At 70.2% G+C, this 17,588-nt stretch carries 15 protein-coding genes and 4 tRNA genes; 10 read left to right on the forward strand and 9 right to left on the reverse strand.

Annotated elements, in window-relative coordinates; genetic code table 11:
* Window positions 1-45: 45 nt before the first annotated feature.
* Both OG373_RS21205 and OG373_RS21210 read left to right on the forward strand, forming a co-directional pair.
* The gene (locus OG373_RS21205) at window positions 46-837 is read left to right on the forward strand and encodes a sterol carrier family protein (protein ID WP_405439679.1); all 792 of its coding nucleotides are present in this window, start codon (window positions 46-48) and stop codon (window positions 835-837) included.
* Window positions 838-885: 48 nt separating this feature from the next.
* Window positions 886-1,692, forward strand: a complete 807-nt coding sequence (locus OG373_RS21210) for an META domain-containing protein (protein ID WP_405439681.1) — start codon at window positions 886-888, stop codon at window positions 1,690-1,692.
* A gap of 24 nt (window positions 1,693-1,716) precedes the next feature.
* Here OG373_RS21210 and OG373_RS21215 read toward each other — a convergent pair whose 3' ends face one another.
* Both OG373_RS21215 and OG373_RS21220 read right to left on the reverse strand, forming a co-directional pair.
* On the reverse strand, window positions 1,717-3,162 hold the full coding sequence (locus OG373_RS21215; RefSeq protein WP_405439682.1) for a sulfatase-like hydrolase/transferase: 1,446 nt from the start codon (window positions 3,160-3,162) through the stop codon (window positions 1,717-1,719).
* Between the two features lie 117 nt (window positions 3,163-3,279).
* On the reverse strand, window positions 3,280-3,375 hold the full coding sequence (locus OG373_RS21220; protein WP_324617183.1) for a putative leader peptide: 96 nt from the start codon (window positions 3,373-3,375) through the stop codon (window positions 3,280-3,282).
* 149 nt (window positions 3,376-3,524) lie between these two features.
* Here OG373_RS21220 and purF point away from each other — a divergent pair, with 149 nt between their 5' ends.
* Both purF and purM read left to right on the forward strand, forming a co-directional pair.
* Complete coding sequence (gene purF, locus OG373_RS21225) at window positions 3,525-5,042, forward strand: amidophosphoribosyltransferase (protein ID WP_189972407.1); 1,518 nt, start codon at window positions 3,525-3,527, stop codon at window positions 5,040-5,042.
* A 91-nt stretch (window positions 5,043-5,133) separates the two neighbouring features.
* On the forward strand, window positions 5,134-6,204 hold the full coding sequence (purM, locus tag OG373_RS21230; protein ID WP_405439683.1) for a phosphoribosylformylglycinamidine cyclo-ligase: 1,071 nt from the start codon (window positions 5,134-5,136) through the stop codon (window positions 6,202-6,204).
* Window positions 6,205-6,291: 87 nt separating this feature from the next.
* Here purM and OG373_RS21235 read toward each other — a convergent pair whose 3' ends face one another.
* Window positions 6,292-6,555 carry a DUF3073 domain-containing protein gene (locus OG373_RS21235; protein WP_030390150.1) on the reverse strand — a complete coding sequence of 88 codons (264 nt, stop codon included), beginning with the start codon at window positions 6,553-6,555 and terminating at the stop codon, window positions 6,292-6,294.
* A gap of 290 nt (window positions 6,556-6,845) precedes the next feature.
* Complete coding sequence (locus tag OG373_RS21240; RefSeq protein ID WP_398674896.1) at window positions 6,846-7,940, reverse strand: Leu/Phe/Val dehydrogenase; 1,095 nt, start codon at window positions 7,938-7,940, stop codon at window positions 6,846-6,848.
* 195 nt (window positions 7,941-8,135) lie between these two features.
* Here OG373_RS21240 and OG373_RS21245 point away from each other — a divergent pair, with 195 nt between their 5' ends.
* Both OG373_RS21245 and bldC read left to right on the forward strand, forming a co-directional pair.
* Complete coding sequence (locus OG373_RS21245) at window positions 8,136-8,990, forward strand: hypothetical protein (RefSeq protein ID WP_405439685.1); 855 nt, start codon at window positions 8,136-8,138, stop codon at window positions 8,988-8,990.
* A 567-nt stretch (window positions 8,991-9,557) separates the two neighbouring features.
* Window positions 9,558-9,764, forward strand: a complete 207-nt coding sequence (gene bldC, locus OG373_RS21250; protein WP_003949541.1) for a developmental transcriptional regulator BldC — start codon at window positions 9,558-9,560, stop codon at window positions 9,762-9,764.
* 661 nt (window positions 9,765-10,425) lie between these two features.
* Here bldC and OG373_RS21255 read toward each other — a convergent pair.
* Both OG373_RS21255 and hrpA read right to left on the reverse strand, forming a co-directional pair.
* Window positions 10,426-10,499, reverse strand: a tRNA-Asp gene (locus OG373_RS21255).
* Between the two features lie 81 nt (window positions 10,500-10,580).
* A complete protein-coding gene (gene hrpA, locus OG373_RS21260) occupies window positions 10,581-14,504 on the reverse strand; it encodes an ATP-dependent RNA helicase HrpA (protein WP_405439687.1) in 3,924 nt (1,307 codons plus the stop codon).
* A 111-nt stretch (window positions 14,505-14,615) separates the two neighbouring features.
* Here hrpA and OG373_RS21265 point away from each other — a divergent pair, with 111 nt between their 5' ends.
* The 3 genes from OG373_RS21265 to OG373_RS21275 all read left to right on the forward strand — a co-directional run bounded on the left by OG373_RS21265 (window position 14,616) and on the right by OG373_RS21275 (window position 16,806).
* Window positions 14,616-15,035, forward strand: a complete 420-nt coding sequence (locus tag OG373_RS21265) for a hypothetical protein (RefSeq protein WP_405439689.1) — start codon at window positions 14,616-14,618, stop codon at window positions 15,033-15,035.
* A gap of 218 nt (window positions 15,036-15,253) precedes the next feature.
* Window positions 15,254-15,973 carry a DsbA family protein gene (locus tag OG373_RS21270; protein ID WP_405439691.1) on the forward strand — a complete coding sequence of 240 codons (720 nt, stop codon included), beginning with the start codon at window positions 15,254-15,256 and terminating at the stop codon, window positions 15,971-15,973.
* Window positions 15,970-16,806 (forward strand): cytochrome c biogenesis CcdA family protein, encoded by an 837-nt coding sequence (locus OG373_RS21275; protein ID WP_405439692.1) that lies wholly within the window; start codon window positions 15,970-15,972, stop codon window positions 16,804-16,806. Before OG373_RS21270 ends, OG373_RS21275 begins: the two co-directional genes overlap by 4 nt.
* Before the next feature lie 37 nt (window positions 16,807-16,843).
* On the opposite strand, the gene OG373_RS21280 is transcribed toward OG373_RS21275, so the two are convergent.
* From OG373_RS21280 to OG373_RS21290, 3 genes are all read right to left on the reverse strand, one after another.
* A tRNA-Phe gene (locus OG373_RS21280) sits at window positions 16,844-16,920 on the reverse strand.
* 22 nt (window positions 16,921-16,942) lie between these two features.
* Window positions 16,943-17,016, reverse strand: a tRNA-Asp gene (locus OG373_RS21285).
* A 39-nt stretch (window positions 17,017-17,055) separates the two neighbouring features.
* Window positions 17,056-17,128, reverse strand: a tRNA-Glu gene (locus OG373_RS21290).
* Between the two features lie 104 nt (window positions 17,129-17,232).
* Between OG373_RS21290 and OG373_RS21295 the strand changes: the two genes are divergently transcribed.
* Window positions 17,233-17,583 carry a metallopeptidase family protein gene (locus OG373_RS21295; protein WP_030726307.1) on the forward strand — a complete coding sequence of 117 codons (351 nt, stop codon included), beginning with the start codon at window positions 17,233-17,235 and terminating at the stop codon, window positions 17,581-17,583.
* Window positions 17,584-17,588 lie beyond the last annotated feature (5 nt).

Raw genomic sequence — 17,588 nt, forward strand, 5'->3', positions numbered from 1 at the left:
CGGTCCTCCGGCCGGGGGCTCCTGGCTGCCAGTAGGGTCGGGGCCATGCCGCCCCGAGGGAAGAAGCCGCGTACCTACGACCCCGCCCGGATCCGGGCGGCCGTCACCGCGCAGTTCGCGCATGTCGGCCGCGCCGTCGGGGAGTTGGGGCCCGAGCAGCTGGCTCTGCCCAGCGGGCTCGGTGACTGGAGCGTCGCCGAACTCGTCGCGCACATCGCCTGGATCGCCGACTCGCTGGCGGGCGGCCTGGCCCGGCCGCCCGCCGCCGTCGTCGAGCTGTCGGCCGTCGAATGGCCCTTCGCCACCGCCTCCCTCGCCGGGAAGATCTCCGAGGCGGCCCGGGAAACCCTGACGGGTGCCCCGCTGCCCGAGCTGTACTCCGGTGCGGCGGCCAGGATGGCCGAGGCGCTCGCGGCGCATTCCGGCGACCGCGTGCTGGACCTGTGGATCGGGGACATGACCCTGGCCGACTTCCTGGTCACCCGGACCGTGGAACTGGTGGTCCACACCGACGACCTGAACCGGGCCGCCGGACTGGACATCCCGATCGAGCGGCAGGCACTGGCCGCCTGCTCGCGGCTCCTCGCCGACGCCCTCGCGCTGAAGGCACCGGGCGGTTCGGTCGAGGTACGCGTCCCTCCTTTCGCGGTGGTCCAGTGCATCGAGGGCCCGCGGCACACCCGCGGCACCCCGCCGAACGTGGTGGAGACCGACCCGCTGACCTGGATCCGGCTCGCGACGGGCCGTACGGGATGGGCCGAGGCCCTCGACGAGGCGCACGTACGGGCCAGTGGCGAGCGGGCCGACCTGTCGGCGCTGCTCCCGCTGATGAGCTGAGGAGCGGCCGCGGTGGAACCGCTCCGGCGCCCGGTCCGTCCCAGGGGCATGCGTACCTTCCGGCACGTCCACACCTCCGCGGGCCTGGCCCTCGTACTCGCGCTCGCCGTCGCCGGCTGCGGCCGGGAAGAGGCCGGCGGGAGCGCCCCGCTCCCCGACCCCATCGGCACCTGGGCCGTCGAGTCCCTGACCACGGGCGGTCGCACGCTGCACGCGCCCGATTCCGCCCGGCTGGAGTTCGGGCAGAACCAGGCCAAGGGCAACTACGGCTGCAACGGATTCACCGCGGTCGTCGCCTTCGCCGGCCCCTCCGCGGTCGACGTGACGCCCGGTATGTCGACCACCATGGCCTGCGCGGACATGGAGTTCGAGACGGCCTTCGCCAAGCTGTTCCAGGGGAAGCTGGCGATCGACCGGGGTCCCGACCGGCTCACCCTGAAGACCGCCGACGGGAGCACCATCGCCATGACATCGGCACCCGCCGCAGCCGACGCCCCGCTCACCACGACCCCCTGGACCGTGGAGTCCCTGGTCAGCGGCACGACCTCGGCCTCGCTGCCCGCCGAGGCGGCCGGGAAGGCCCGGTTCACCATCGCCCCGGACCTCGCGGTGAGCGGCAGCCTGGGCTGCAACCGGTTCAGCGCCAAGGTGACCGTGGAGGGCTCCACGGTCACCTTCGGGCCGCTCACCTCGACCCGGATGGCCTGCGAGGGCCCGGTGGGCGACGTCGAGCGGGCGCTGACCGAGCTGTTCGGCAGCGGCCCGCTGACCGCGAAGACCGAGGGCCGGACCCTCACCCTGACCGCGGCCGACGGCAAGGGCCTGACCGCGAAGGCGGCCTCGGCCGCGGAATGACCCGCCGCGTCCGGGGCCCGGGTGTCAGGCCGGGTAGGGCAGCAGTCCGGCGTCCACCTTCTCCCAGGCCGCCCGCAGTCCGGCGAGCCGGGCCGGCTCCACGGCCGCCCTGTCGGCCTGCTCCCGGATGTCCCCGGCCAGGTTGAACAGCTGGTCCCTGCCCGCCTTGCCGCGGTAGTACTTCCAGTCCCCGCGGCGCAGCGCGCGCTCGCCGCGCACCCGCCAGAACAGGTCGCGCTCGGCCACCTTCTCGCCGCGCAGCAGGTACCCGGCCAGGCTCACCCCGTCCAGCGGGTAGGCCGGGTGCGGGCGGGCCCCGGCGACCTCCAGCAGCGTCGCCGTCCAGTCCGGGCTGAACACCGGGACGTGGCTGACCTGGCCGCCGTCCAGCCGGGCGGGCCAGCGCGCGATGTTCGGCACCCGGATCCCGCCCTCCTGGAGGGAGGCCTTGTTGCCGGACAGCGGCCAGTTGTACGAGAAGCGCTCGCCGCCGTTGTCGCTGGAGAAGACCACGAGGGTGTCCTCCTCCTGGCCCGAACGCTTCAGCGCCGCGAGCACCTTGCCGATCGAGCGGTCGAGGTCCTCGACCATTTCCTTGTACTTCTCGACCGAGCCGCCGTCCTGGTGCCACAGCGCGCGCCCGTCGCCCGCCTTGATCCGCCGGACGATCTCGGCGCTCTGCTCGGTGTCCCCGTCGGCGATCCACGGCCAGTGCGGGGTGGTGAAGTTGAGGTTCAGCAGCCACGGCTTGCCGTGGTGGTCGCGGGAGACGTACTCGCTCGCCCGCTCGGTGATGATCCGGGTGTAGTAGCGCAGGTCCTTGTACTCGGCGTCGCCCTCGTAGAGGTCGTACTCGCCGCCCAGGCCCAGCTTGGAGTAGTACTCCAGCGCCCCGCCGAAGTTGCCGAAGAACTCGTCCCAGCCGGACCTGGTCGGGCTGTAGTCGGGCAGGTAGCCCGCGTGCCACTTGCCGATCAGCGCGGTGGAGTAGCCGGAGGACTTCAGCAGCGAGGCCAGCGTCGGGTGGGTGGGGTCCAGACCGGCCGACTTGTCGGCGATCGGCTCGGCCAGCCCGCCCTTGGTACGGGCCGGGTAGCGCCCGGTGTACAGGCTGAACCGGGTCGGCGAGCAGGTCGCCGAGCCCGAGTAGGCGTCGGTGAACCGGACGCCCTGGCGGGCGAGGCGGTCCAGGTTCGGGGTCTTGATGTGCGGGGAGCCGTACGAGGAGAGATCGGCCCAGCCCAGGTCGTCGCCCAGGATGAACAGGATGTTCGGCCGGCGCGACGGCCGGTGCCGTCCGGCCCGGAACTCCCGCTCCTGCGGCGCGTTCTGTTCGGTCCCGGCCACCGCCTCGGGGGCCGGAGCGGCAGCGGCCGGGGCGGCGCCCAGCCCCACTGCCGCGGCGGCCGCGCTCACGCCGACCGCGCCGCCGAAGGCGCGCCGGGACAGGTTGGGTTCGTACGAGGTCACAGGTACTCCAAGGCATGGCCCACCGGCCGGCCCCGGGCGGCGCGGGACGGCGCGCGGCACGGCAGGGCAGGCTGGGGCAGGGATCAGGAAAGGAAAAGAACGAAAAGCGGCGTGTGACTACGCAGAACAGCGACAGATGGCGCTCGCGACACGGACAAGGTCCACGTGCCGGCGCTCGACGAGGGTGACGGTTCGGTCACCGAGAGGCTGCATGGGCCGAGAGCCTGTACGAATGCCCGTGGACCTGTCAACAAGGGCATTCCGGATACCGAGACGGAATGGATCGGTCACCCTCTGTGCTGTGACATTTCCCGGCCGTCCCCAATTCGGACCAGTGGTCGATCTCGCCTACACTCGGAAGCGTGCCTCGTGGTGATGGACGACTCAACCACGACCTGCTCCCCGGCGAAAAGGGCCCCCAGGACGCTTGCGGCGTCTTCGGTGTCTGGGCTCCGGGTGAAGAGGTCGCCAAGCTCACCTACTTCGGACTGTATGCGCTGCAGCACCGTGGACAAGAGTCCGCGGGAATCGCTGTGAGCAACGGTTCCCAGATCCTCGTCTTCAAGGACATGGGCCTCGTTTCCCAGGTCTTCGACGAAACCTCTCTCGGCTCGCTCCAAGGTCATATCGCGGTCGGTCACGCCCGCTATTCGACCACCGGGGCCTCCGTCTGGGAGAACGCCCAGCCGACCTTCCGTGCGACCGCCCACGGCTCCATTGCCCTGGGTCACAACGGCAACCTGGTGAACACCGCCGAGCTTGCCGAGATGGTCGCCGACCTCCCCCGTCAGGACGGCCGTGCCACCCAGGTGGCCGCCACCAATGACACCGACCTGGTCACCGCCCTGCTCGCCGGTCAGACCGACGACGAGGGCAAGCCCCTGACCATCGAGGAGTCGGCCACCAAGGTCCTGCCTCAGGTCAAGGGCGCCTTCTCGCTCGTCTTCATGGACGAGGGGACCCTCTACACCGCCCGTGACCCGCAGGGCATCCGCCCGCTGGTCCTCGGCCGCCTGGAGCGCGGCTGGGTGGTCGCGAGTGAGACCGCCGCCCTCGACATCTGCGGCGCCAGCTTCGTCCGCGAGGTCGAGCCGGGCGAGCTCATCGCGATCGACGAGAACGGCCTGCGCACCTCGCGCTTCGCGGAAGCAAAGCCCAAGGGCTGTGTCTTCGAGTACGTCTACCTGGCGCGCCCGGACACCGATATCGCCGGCCGGAACGTCTACCTCTCGCGTGTCGAGATGGGCCGGCGCCTGGCCAAGGAAGCCCCGGTCGACGCCGACCTGGTGATATCGACACCGGAGTCCGGCACGCCGGCCGCCGTCGGTTACGCCGAGGCCAGCGGGATTCCGTACGGCGTCGGCCTGGTCAAGAACGCCTACGTGGGCCGGACCTTCATCCAGCCCTCGCAGACGATCCGCCAGCTCGGCATCCGGCTCAAGCTCAACCCCCTCAAGGAAGTCATCCGGGGCAAGCGCCTGGTGGTCGTCGACGACTCGATCGTCCGCGGCAACACCCAGCGCGCCCTGGTCAAGATGCTCCGCGAGGCCGGCGCGGCCGAGGTCCACATCCGGATCTCCTCGCCGCCGGTGAAGTGGCCGTGCTTCTTCGGCATCGACTTCGCCACCCGGGCCGAGCTGATCGCCAACGGCATGACGGTCGACGAGATCGCCACGTCGATGGGCGCGGACTCGCTCTCCTACATCTCGCTCGACGCGATGATCGAGGCGACCACCATCCAGAAGCCCAATCTCTGCCGTGCCTGCTTCGACGGCGAGTACCCGATGGAGCTGCCCGACCCGCAGCTTCTGGGCAAGCAGCTGCTGGAGTCCGAGCTCGCGGGCGGCACGGACGCCGCCGACGCGCTCCGTCGCCCGTAGCCCTGGCTCAACCTGCGCCGGGCCCTGTCTTTGAGGCTTCTCCCAGGGCCCGGCACCACACGCAGTAACGACACGAAAGCTCTCTCCTGTCATGACAGAGAAGACCACCGGTGCCAGCTACGCAGCCGCAGGCGTGGACATCGAAGCGGGCGACCGCGCCGTCGAGCTGATGAAGGAGTGGGTGAAGAAGACGCAGCGCCCCGAGGTCCTCGGTGGCCTCGGCGGCTTCGCCGGCCTCTTCGACGCCTCCGCCCTCAAGCGCTACGAGCGCCCGCTGCTCGCCTCGGCCACCGACGGTGTCGGCACCAAGGTGGACATCGCCCGCCAGCTCGGCGTGTACGACACCATCGGCCACGACCTGGTGGCGATGGTCATGGACGACATCGTGGTCTGCGGCGCCGAGCCGCTCTTCATGACCGACTACATCTGCGTCGGCAAGGTGCACCCCGAGCGTGTCGCGGCCATCGTCAAGGGCATCGCCGAGGGCTGCGTCCTCGCCGGCTGCGCCCTGGTGGGCGGCGAGACCGCCGAGCACCCGGGCCTGCTGGGCCCGGACGACTTCGACGTGGCGGGTGCCGGAACGGGCGTCGTCGAGTTCGACCGCCTGCTCGGTGCGGATCGCATCCGTACGGGTGACGCCGTCATCGCGATGGCTTCGTCCGGCCTTCACTCGAACGGGTACTCGCTGGTCCGGCACGTCCTCTTCGACCGCGCCGGCATGTCGCTCGACCAGCACGTGGAGGAGCTCGGCCGGACCCTCGGCGAGGAGCTCCTGGAGCCGACCAAGATCTACTCGCTGGACTGCATGGCTCTCACCCGTACGGCCGAGGTGCACGCCTACTCGCACATCACCGGCGGCGGCCTCGCGGCGAACCTGGCCCGGGTCATCCCGGACCACCTGCACGCCACGGTCGACCGTACGACCTGGGCTCCCGGCGCGATCTTCGACCTGGTCGGCAAGGCCGGCCGGGTGGAGCAGCTGGAGCTGGAGAAGACCCTGAACATGGGCGTCGGCATGATGGCCGTCGTGCCCGCCGAGTCGGTGGACGTGTCCCTGACCGCGCTGGCCGACCGGGGTGTCGACGCGTGGGTCGCAGGAGAGATCCTGGACCGCGGCGACCGCACCGAGGGCGCGACCCTGACCGGTTCCTACGCGAGCTGAGCAGCACTGAAACCCGGCCCGGGGCGATGCCCTGGACCGGGTTTCAGTCTTTTATCTGTCGTGCTGTCGTGCAGACGCCTCAGGGCGTCAAGCGCCGCGACGCTGTGCCGACGGACCGGACTCTTCGTCCTCGTCGTCGTCATCGCTGTTGTAGAGGTCCGCGTACCGAGCGTACGGGTCGTCCTCGTCCAGCTCGTCGTCGTCTACCTCGACCGGCTCGCTGACAGGCAGCGGTTCCGCGGTCGATGCGCCCAGCTCGTTGGCCAGACGCGACAAGTCAGTCCCGCCGCTGCTGTACTTCAGCTGGCGGGCGACCTTCGTCTGCTTGGCCTTTGCCCGGCCGCGCCCCATGGCTCGACCCCCTCGGTGACGGGGCTCGACGGCCCCAGAGTCTGACACGCGTTCATGGTTCGGAGCGGGCTCTCCGTGGAGAGACCGTCCGTAGGGGTTTAACGGTACCTGCTTCCGCGGCCATACGGTACGCCGCCCGCATGACGCGCCCCGGTGCAGAACCAACAAGGCGCCCCGTCCTCGCTGGTCAGCTGCGATTTTAACCCTTTCCTGGCGGGCGACCCGCCGAAGTGCAGTGAGTTCCGTCTCGCCGCACCCCGGCGGGCGCCCCCAGGAGGCCCGGTAAGGGCTTAGACCGCGCGCGTGGCGCGGCCGTCCGCCATCCGCTGCTCGGCGATCCGGTCGGCCGCCGCGGCCGGCGGGATCCCGTCCGCCTTCGCGCGAGCAAAGATCTCCAGAGTGGTGTCGAAGATCTTCGTGGCCTTGGCCTTGCAGCGGTCGAAGTCGAAGCCGCGCAGCTCGTCGGCGACCTGGATGACACCGCCCGCGTTGACCACGTAGTCCGGCGCGTAGAGGATCCCGCGGTCGGAGAGGTCCTTCTCGATGCCCGGGTGGGCGAGCTGGTTGTTCGCCGCGCCGCACACGATCTTCGCGGTCAGCGCCGGGACGGTGTCGTCGTTCAGGGCGCCGCCGAGCGCGCAGGGGGCGTAGATGTCCAGGCCCTCGGTGCGGATCAGCGCGTCCGTGTCGGTGACCGCGGTGACCTTGCCCGGGTGCTTGTCCAGGATCCGGCGCACGGACTCCTCGCGCACGTCCGTGATCACGACCTCGGCGCCGTCCTCCAGCAGGTGCTCGACCAGGTAGTGGCCGACCTTGCCGACGCCGGCCACGCCGACCTTGCGGCCGCGCAGGGTCGGGTCGCCCCACAGGTGCTGGGCGCTGGCGCGCATGCCCTGGAAGACACCGAAGGCGGTGAGGACCGAGGAGTCGCCGGCGCCGCCGTTCTCGGGGGAGCGACCGGTCGCCCAGCGGGTCTCGCGGGCCACGACGTCCATGTCGGCGACGTAGGTGCCGACGTCGCAGGCCGTCACGTAGCGCCCGCCGAGGGACTCCACGAACCGGCCGTAGGCCTCGAGGAGTTCCTCGCTCTTGAGGACGTCGGGGTCGCCGATGATCACGGCCTTGCCGCCGCCGAGGTCGAGGCCGGCGAGGGCGTTCTTGTACGACATGCCGCGCGAGAGGTTCAGCGCGTCGAGGACGGCCTCCTCGTCGGAGGCGTACGCGTGGAAGCGCGTACCGCCGAGGGCGGGGCCCAGGGCGGTGGAGTGGATGGCGATGACGGCCTTCAGGCCGGTGGCGCGGTCCTGGCACAGCACGACTTGCTCGTGGCCGCCCTGCTCCGTACGGAACAGGGTGTGCAGGACGCCGTCGGTCATTTCGGTCACGGTGGTGACTCCCATGGAAGAGATGCGGCGGAAAGACGCCCGCCCTGCGGGTGGGGGAGGGCGTGCTGGGAGCAGAGTAAGACCTGTCGGCCGCCCGTAGGTGACCTGTCCGAGGATCGAAACACTCCTGGTGTACGGGAGGGCGCGGGACGCCCGGGAGGTGAACCGCACCCCGGATCAGGGCAGTACGAGAGCGTGAGCGAATCCTCCGATACCCCGCTGCCGTCCGCGCGCTCGGCGCCGACCGTCCCGTACGCCTCCTACCTGCGCGTCTACGAGCCCCTGGCCGCTTTCGCGGAGCCGGAGCGGACGCACTGGACCGACTACGCCCGGCGCGGGGCGGCCCCCTCGGCCCAGGACGAACTGCGCCGCTCGCTGACGGATTTGGTGCGGGTCCCGGTGGTGGGGGTGCCGGCCCACGAGAGCGCGGACGCCTTCACGGCGGTGGTGGACGGGGTGCTGCTGGTCTGCCCGTGGCGTACCCGGCTCCGCGGCTGGCTCGCCCTGGAGGAACTGGTCGAGTGGTTCCCGCGCCCGGTGCTGGACGCGGCGCTCCCGCCGGGAGCGCGCCGGAAGGCGGCCGAGGAGTACGAGAGCTGGCGCGAACGGAACCCGGACGCGCGCCCCTGGATCCGTACGGGGGTGTGGCAGATCCCGCTGCGCTGGTTCGTCCTGGTGGCCGACGAGGAGCGGGACTACGTGCCGGGCGAGCGGCTGCGCTACCGCACGCCGATGGTGCAGGCGCGGCGGCGGCTCGCCCGGGCGTTGCGGACCCTGCGCGACGCGGAGGGGTACGGGATGCTCGCCGACGGGCTGGTGGAGGTGGGGAGCTGGCTGGAGGAGTTCCATCCGCGCTCGATGGTCGAGCTGGACTACGGCGGGCTGCTGCACGCGCTGCCGGCGGACCGGCTGGCGGCCGACCGCTCGGCGGGGGACCTGGCGGCGGGGATCGCGGCCCTGCGGGCCGGGGACACGGAGGGCGCGACCGAGGCGTACGGGGAGCTGGCGGAGCGGTGGCGGGCGGTCCGGGAGCGGCTTTTCGCGAATTAGGCCGAAAGTGTCTTATGTGGCCGGTTTCACCTTCGGGTACCCCAGACGTATCGTGCGGTATCGGTCGATCGGTCAATACTGGCTGATCAGAGGCCTGATCGTGCCATTTGGGACCTAGTGCCAGGACCTACGTCCCGATACGGGCCATTGGCCCAAGCGTGACGGACCGCACTAACTTCACCCTTGCGCCCTTCCCCTACCCTCGTGCCAAAATAGGACAAGGAGTCCGGGGAGGGTTCCTTCCGCCCAACTAAGGGCGGAATGCTCGGCATTGCACTCTACGGGGGGTCTGACGACTCCTGATCGCTCTGTGACTGATCGTCACAGTGGGGTGACTGTCCGTTATGGGACGGTCCATCGGCTTCCGCCGCTGATGAACACCTCGGAGGGCAATTCCGTCGGTTTGGCCGTCGAGGCTGGACGGATGGTGTAGTTGTAGTGCCGAGGACAAGCCGTTCGTCCTATAACCGACTCGGCCCGCGTATGTCCATTTCGGGCAACGCGGGCCAAGGTGCAGAATTTAGAGGAAAGAACCGAGATGGTTCGGTTCTCCCGAGGAGGCCGCTCATGACCGCTCGCACCCCTGATGCCGAGCCGCTGCTGACCCCGGCTGAGGTTGCCACGATGTTCCGCGTGGACCCGAAGACGGTCACCCGCTGGGCCAAGGCTGGCAAGCTCACGTCCATCCGCACCCTGGGTGGACACCGCCGGTACCGCGAGGCCGAGGTTCGCGCACTGCTCGCGGGAATTCCGCAGCAGCGCAGCGAAGCCTGAGGTCGCGTAAACACCCCGCTTTAACGGGTTTATATCGGGTCCCCCAATCCGATGGAACCCACATAGCTTCATACGGCCGGACCTGCCCCAACAGGTTCTCAGGTCGTTCGATCGCGCTGGACTCCGCCGGGTCCAGCGCGATCTTTTTATGCCCAGGTCAGGGCAGTCGCGAAGTGCGTACGGGGACTCCGGCAGGGTAGGTGCCATTGCACATATTCTATCGAGCAGGCGTATGGGTGCGATAAAAGTATGGGTCTCAAAAACCCATACGGTGACTCCCGTCACAGATGATCACTCTTGTATATCCGGCAATGCACCCCGTAAAGGGGATGCGCATTGCGAGGGTCCTCATGCGAACGGGGGATTCCGGTTCGTGGGCCATCCATCGGCAGGTCCAGGGGCGGTTCGACGGCAGTTCGACGGTGGTCCGCCGGCGGACCGTCGACGGTTCGGAGGGTCCCGGGGGCGGGGGTGCGCTCACGGGCGGCCCGCAGTGAGCCCGCAGACGGCGCGGACACGGCGCGGAAGCGGCACGGTGGCGTTCACGGGCGGCTCGGTTGCTCCACGGGCCCGAGGCGGGCCCCAAGGCCGCCCGGGCGGCATCACCCGCCAACGCGTCAGGGCCCGCATCCCCAGAGGGATACGGGCCCTGACGTTTCTGCGAACCTGACGGGACTTGAACCCGCGACCTCCACCTTGACAGGGTGGCGAGCTAACCAACTGCTCCACAGGTCCTTGATTTGCGGCCGCTCGGCGGCTGCGAATCAGACTGTACCGCAGCTCAGGGGGTGCAGTCGAACCGGACCGCTGCGCCGGTCACGGCGCCGCCGCATCCACCGCCTTCACGATCCGCTTGTCGGAGATCGGGTACGCCGTCCCGAGCGCGTGCGCGAAGTAACTGACGCGCAGCTCCTCGATCATCCAGCGGATGTCGGTGACCGTGGACGGGACCGGCCGCCCCTTCGGCAACTGCTCCAGCAGCCAGGCGTACTCGTCCTGCATCTCGTGGACCTTCTCCATGCGCGTGGTGTCGCGCTGGACGCCCGTGGGCATCTGCTGGAGCCGCCGGTCGACCGCCACCAGGTAGCGCATCAGGTCCGGCAGCCGGCGCAGCCCGGTGAGCGTGACGAAGCCGGCCGGCACGAGGGCCGTCAGCTGCGTCTTGACGTCCTGGATGTTCGCGACCAGCGCCAGGCTGCCCGTGGCCTTCAGACGGCGCTCACAGGCCTGCCAGGCGGCCAGCACCTGCTGCACCTGGCCGACCGTACGCACGGTCGTGTCCACCAGGTCGGCGCGGACGGCCTCGTAGAGCCCCCGGAAGCCCGCCTCGTCCCAGGCCGGGCCCCCGTGGTCGGCGATCAGCCGGTCGGCCGCCGCGGTCGCGCAGTCGTCGAAGAGCGCCTGGATGGAGCCGTGCGGGTTCCTGGACAGGGCCAGCTTCTGCTGGTTGGTCAGGTGGTCCGAGGCGAACTTCGCCGGGTTCACCGGGATGTTCAGCAGGATGAGCCGCCGGGTGCCCAGCCACATCGCCTGCTGCTGCTCGGCCTCGGTGTCGAAGAGCCGTACGGAGACGGTCGCGCCCTCGTCCACCAGCGCCGGGTACGCCTTCACGGGCTGACCCGCCCGGCGGGTCTCGAAGACCTTCGTCAGCGTGCCGATCGTCCAGTCGGTCAGCCCGGTGCGCTCCACCGACTCCCCGCCCGCCCGCTCGGCGGTGGCCGCGGCGGCCTTGGAGAGGGCCTGGCGGGCCTTCGGCCTCAGCTTCAGCCGCAGGGCCTCCAGGTCCTTGTCCTCGGCGAGGTTCTTGCGGCGCTCGTCGATGATCCGGAAGGTGATCTTCAGGTGGTCGGGGATCCGGCCGAGGTCGAAGTCCTCGGCCGAGACCGGGACCCCGACCATCCGCTGGAGCTCGCGCGCCAGCGTGACCGGCAGCGGCTCCTGCAGGGGTACCGCGGTGTCCAGGAAACGGCCCGCGAAGTTCGGCGCGGGTACGTAGTGCCGGCGGATCGGCTTCGGCAGCGAGCGGATCAGCTCGGTGACGACCTCCTCGCGCAGGCCCGGGATCTGCCAGTCGAAGCCCTCGTCGGTGACCTGGTTCAGCACCTGGAGCGGGATGTGGACGGTCACGCCGTCGGCGTCCGCGCCCGGCTCGAACTGGTAGGTCACCCGGAACTTCAGCTGACCCTGCCGCCAGGAGTCCGGGTAGTCGGCCTTGGTGACCCCGGCCGCCTTCTCGGTCAGCAGCATCGCCCGCTCGAAGTCGAGGAGTTCGGGCTCCTCGCGCTTCTTGTGCTTCCACCAGGAGTCGAAGTGCGCCCCGGACACCACATGGGCGGGGATCTTCTGGTCGTAGAAGTCGAAGAGGGTCTCGTCGTCGACCACGATGTCGCGGCGCCGGGCCCGGTTCTCCAGCTCCTCCACCTCGGTGAGCAGCTTGCGGTTGTCGGCGTAGAACTTGTGGTGCGTGCGCCAGTCGCCCTCCACCAGCGCGTTGCGGATGAACAGCTCGCGCGAGACCTCGGGATCGATCCGGCCGTAGTTGATCTTCCGCTGGGCGACGATCGGCACGCCGTACAGCGTGACCTTCTCGTACGCCATCACGGCCGCCTGGTCCTTCTCCCAGTGCGGCTCGCTGTACGTGTGCTTGATCAGGTGCTGGGCGAGCGGCTCCACCCACTCGGGCTCCACCTTGGCGTTCACCCGGGCCCACAGCCGCGAGGTCTCCACCAGCTCGGCCGACATCACGAACTTCGGCTGCTTCTTGAAGAGCGAGGAGCCCGGGAAGATCGCGAACTTGGCGCCGCGGGCACCGAGGTACTCGTTCTTGTCCGTGTCCTTGAGCCCGATGTGCGAGAGCAGACCGGCCAGCAGCGAGACGTGGATGACCTGCTCGGGGGCGTCGGCCGCGTTGACGTGGATGCCCATGCTCCGGGCGACCGTGCGCAGCTGCGAGTAGATGTCCTGCCACTCGCGGATCCGCAGGAAGTTCAGGTACTCCTGCTTGCACATCCGGCGGAACGAGGAGGAGCCGCGCTCCTTCTGCTGCTCGCGCACGTAGCGCCACATGTTCAGGTACGAGAGGAAGTCGCTGGTCTCGTCCTTGAAGCGGGCGTGGTTCTGGTCGGCCTGGGTCTGCTTGTCCGAGGGGCGCTCGCGCGGGTCCTGGATGGACAGTGCCGCCGCGATGACCATGACCTCGCGGACGCAGTTGTTCTTGTCGGCCTCGATGACCATGCGGGCCAGCCGCGGGTCCACCGGGAGCTGCGAGAGCTGGCGGCCCATCTGCGTGAGGCGCTTCGACGGATCCTTCTCGGCCGGGTCCAGCGCGCCGAGCTCCTGGAGCAGCTGTACGCCGTCGCGGATGTTGCGGTGGTCCGGCGGGTCGATGAAGGGGAACTTCTCGATCTCGCCGAGGCCGGCCGCGGTCATCTGGAGGATGACGGAGGCCAGGTTCGTCCGCAGGATCTCGGCGTCGGTGAACTCGGGACGGGCGTCGAAGTCGTCCTCGGAGTACAGCCGGATGCAGATGCCGTCGCTGGTACGGCCGCAGCGGCCCTTGCGCTGGTTGGCGCTGGCCTGCGAGATCCGCTCGATCGGCAGCCGCTGGACCTTGGTGCGGTGGCTGTAGCGGGAGATCCGGGCGGTGCCCGGGTCGATCACGTACTTGATGCCGGGGACGGTCAGCGAGGTCTCGGCGACGTTGGTCGCGAGGACGATCCGGCGGCCGGTGTGCTGCTGGAAGACGCGGTGCTGCTCGGCGTGCGAGAGGCGTGCGTAGAGAGGGAGGACCTCAGTGAAGCGGAGATTCCGTTTGTTCAGGGCGTCCGCCGTGTCGCGGATCTCCCGCTCGCCGGAGAGGAAGACGAGGATGTCGCCCGGCCCCTCCGACTGGAGCTCGTCCACGGCCTCGCAGATCGCGGTGATCTGGTCCCGGTCGGCGTCCTCGGCGTCCTCTTCGAGGAGCGGCCGGTAGCGGACCTCCACCGGATACGTCCGCCCGCTCACCTCGACGATCGGTGCCTCGCCGAAATGCCGGGAGAAGCGCTCGGGGTCGATGGTGGCCGAGGTGATGACGACCTTGAGGTCGGGACGTTTCGGCAGCAGCGTGGCCAGGTAGCCCAACAGGAAGTCGATGTTCAGCGACCGCTCGTGGGCCTCGTCGATGATGATCGTGTCGTACGCGCGCAGCTCGCGGTCCGTCTGGATCTCGGCGAGCAGGATGCCGTCGGTCATCAGCTTCACGAAGGTCGCGTCCTGGTCCACCTGGTCGGTGAAGCGGACCTTCCAGCCGACCGTCTGGCCGATCTCGGACTTCAGCTCCTCGGCGATCCGCTCCGCGACCGTGCGGGCGGCGATCCGGCGGGGCTGGGTGTGCCCGATCATGCCCCGGACGCCGCGGCCCAGCTCCATGCAGATCTTGGGGATCTGCGTGGTCTTGCCGGAGCCGGTCTCGCCCGCGACGATCACGACCTGGTGGTCGCGTATCGCCTCGGCGATCTCGTCCTTTTTCTGGCTGACGGGCAGGTTCTCGGGATACGTGACCTCCGGCATCCGCGAGGCACGGCCGGCCAGTCGCTCGGCGGCCCTGGTGGCCTCCGCGGCGATCTCGTCGAGCACGGCCTGCTTGGCCTCGGGCTTGCGGATACGGCGGGCGCCTTCGAGGCGGCGGCCGAGGCGGTGCGCGTCACGGAGGGAGATCTCACCGAGAAGCGTCTGCAGGGCGGCGAAGGAAGTAGACATACCTGATCGAGGATCTCACCTGGGCCCTCCGGGTGGCGAACGCATTTGTCGGGTGGACCCGTACCATTTCGGGACGAGTCCGTCGGTCGTCCCAGTGAGAGGCAGCCCACCTTGTCCCGCCCCCGCCACGTCTGGAGCCTGCTCGGCGTGGTCCTGGTGGTACTCCTGGGCTGCGCGGCCCCGGCGGCCGCGAGCACATCGGCCCGCCCGGCCCCGGCCGAGGCGCCGGCCTCGGCCCCGGATCAGGGGCCGGCTCAGACCCTGGCCCCGTCCACCGACTCGACCCCGGCGCGGCCCCGGGCGGCCGTGTTCACCGGCACCGGCGGGCCCGCCTGCGCCCCGGCGGCCCCCGAGCACGGCGGTACGCCCGCCGTCCCCGCGCGCGCCTGGGGCGAGCACGCCCAGGTCCCGCCGGTCCGGGCGGCGCCCGAAGAGGCCGGTCCGGCCGCCGCCAGACCCGTACGGATCCTCGTACGCGGCCCCGACCGCCCGGCACCCGACCGGCTGGAACTCTGCGTGCTGCGGATCTAGGCCGTCTCTTCCGGATCTTGCCTTGCCCGCGACGCCCGGCACCGCACCTCGCCGCACTGCCGGGGCAACCGAGTACGTCCAGTACACGGCAGCCCCGGCAGCACGCCGAGGCACGGCACCGGACAACGCGGACCTGACCGACAAGATCCGAAAGAGACGGCCCAGGCGGACCGGTCCACCGGTCCCCGCCCCACCATCCGCAGCACTGGAGAACCCGCATGCCCTCTTCCAAGACCTCCACGAAGCCCCTGCTGATCTCCGCCGGGGTCGCCCTCGCCGCGATCACCCTCGGCATCGTCTCGTGGCAGGCCACCGCCCCCGCCGAATCCGGCTCGGCCGGCTCCGCCGCCGCGGCCGCGCCGCGGACCGACCCCGCCGCCGAGCTCAAGGCGCTGGCCCGCCGCGAGTCCGGCGACAAGCTCGCCGTCGGCCGCGCCGACGCGCCCGTCGTGCTCATCGAGTACTCCGACTTCAAGTGCGGCTACTGCGGCAAGTTCGCCCGGGACACCGAGCCCGAACTGGTGAAGAAGTACGTCGCGGACGGCACCCTGCGCATCGAGTGGCGCAACTTCCCGATCTTCGGAGCCGAGTCCGAGGCCGCCGCCAGGGCCGCCTGGGCGGCCGGACAGCAGGACCGCTTCGAGGCCTTCCACGCCGCGGCCTACGCCGACGGCTCGAAGGACAAGGGCTTCGCCGAGCCGCGGCTCGTGGAGCTGGCCCGCGAGGCCGGGGTCCCCGACCTGGAGCGCTTCAAGGCCGACCTGGCCGGCGAGCAGGCCGCGGCGGCCCTGAAGAAGGACCAGGAGGAGGGCTACCGCATCGGCGTCACCTCCACCCCGTCCTTCCTGCTGAACGGCAGGCCCGTCGCGGGCGCCCAGCCGCTCGACACCTTCACGGCCGCCATCGCCCGGGCGAAGGCGGAGGCGGCGAAGCAGTGACCCACATCGGATACCTGGCCGCCCTGCTGGGCGGCCTCCTCGCCCTGCTCAGCCCGTGCAGCGCGCTGCTGCTGCCGGCCTTCTTCGCCTACTCCATCGACTCCACCTCGCGGCTCCTGGCGCGCACCGGGATCTTCTACGCGGGCCTCGCGAGCACCCTCGTACCGCTCGGGGCGGCCGGCTCGTACGCCGGGCGGTTCTTCCACAGCAACCGCGACCAGCTCGTCCTGGCCGGCGGCTGGCTGATCATCGCGCTCGGCCTCGCACAGATCCTGGGCCTCGGCTTCGCCCCGAAGCGGATCTCGGAGCTGTCGGGCCGGATCCGGCCGACCACCGCCCTGTCGGTGTACGCGCTCGGCGCGGTCTACGGGCTGGCCGGTTTCTGCGCCGGCCCGATCCTCGGCAGCGTCCTGACGGTCGCCGCGGTCAGCGGCAGCCCCGTCTACGGCGGCCTGCTGCTCGCGGTCTACGCCCTGGGCATGGCCGTGCCGCTGTTCCTGCTGGCCCTGCTGTGGGAGCGGTTCGATCTGGGCCGGCGCCGCTGGCTGCGCGGGCGGGCCTTCGCGCTGGGCCGCTTCGAGCTGCACACCACCTCGCTGCTGTCCGGGCTGTTCTTCATCACCCTGGGCGCGCTGTTCCTCGCGTTCGACGGGGCGAGCGCGCTGCCGGGACTGCTGGACGTGGACGACTCGTTCGCGGTGGAGCAGTGGGTCGGCCGACTGGCGGACGCGGTGCCGGACGGGGCGCTGCTCGGGCTGGTCGCCGCCGGGGCGGTGGCCGTCGGCGTCGTGCAGTGGCGCCGCCGCTCCCGCCCCGCGGGTGAGGCGGAGTAACGCAGGAAGGCCCCGTCCGATGGACGGGGCCTTCCGATGGTGGCTGGGGCCGGGGTCGAACCGGCGACCTATCGCTTTTCAGGCGATCGCTCGTACCAACTGAGCTACCCAGCCACGAAACCGTTTCCGGCTTCAGCGATCCTGACGGGACTTGAACCCGCGACCTCCACCTTGACAGGGTGGCGAGCTAACCAACTGCTCCACAGGACCTGGCAGTGTGCGAGAACAAGTCTTGCACACGGTAATGCGTACCCCCAACGGGATTCGAACCCGTGCTACCGCCTTGAAAGGGCGGCGTCCTGGGCCACTAGACGATGAGGGCTAAAGGCCCGCCGGGCACTTCATCAGCGCGTCGGGGACGTGAGAAGCATATGGGATCCGGGGAGCTATCGCCAAAACGGTTTCCCCCGGAGCGACAATGGCCGGGTGCTGGAGATGACGCGCGAGGAGTTCGAGGAGCTCGTCGCAGAGGCCCTGGACCGGATCCCGCCTGAGCTGACGCGGCTGATGGACAACGTGGCGGTGTTCGTCGAGGACGAACCTCCCGCCGACGACCCCGAGCTGCTCGGTCTGTACGAGGGAACGCCGCTGACGGACCGCGGCGAGTGGTATGCCGGGGTGCTGCCGGACCGGATCACCATCTACCGCAATCCCACGTTGCGGATGTGCGAGGACCGGGAGAGCGTGGTCGCGGAGACGGAGGTCACCGTCGTGCACGAGATCGCCCACCACTTCGGGATCGACGACGACCGGCTGCACGCGCTGGGGTACGGGTGACCCCC

Origin of the sequence: Streptomyces avidinii, assembly GCF_045161815.1 — a bacterium.
Lineage (GTDB): Bacteria > Actinomycetota > Actinomycetes > Streptomycetales > Streptomycetaceae > Streptomyces > Streptomyces avidinii.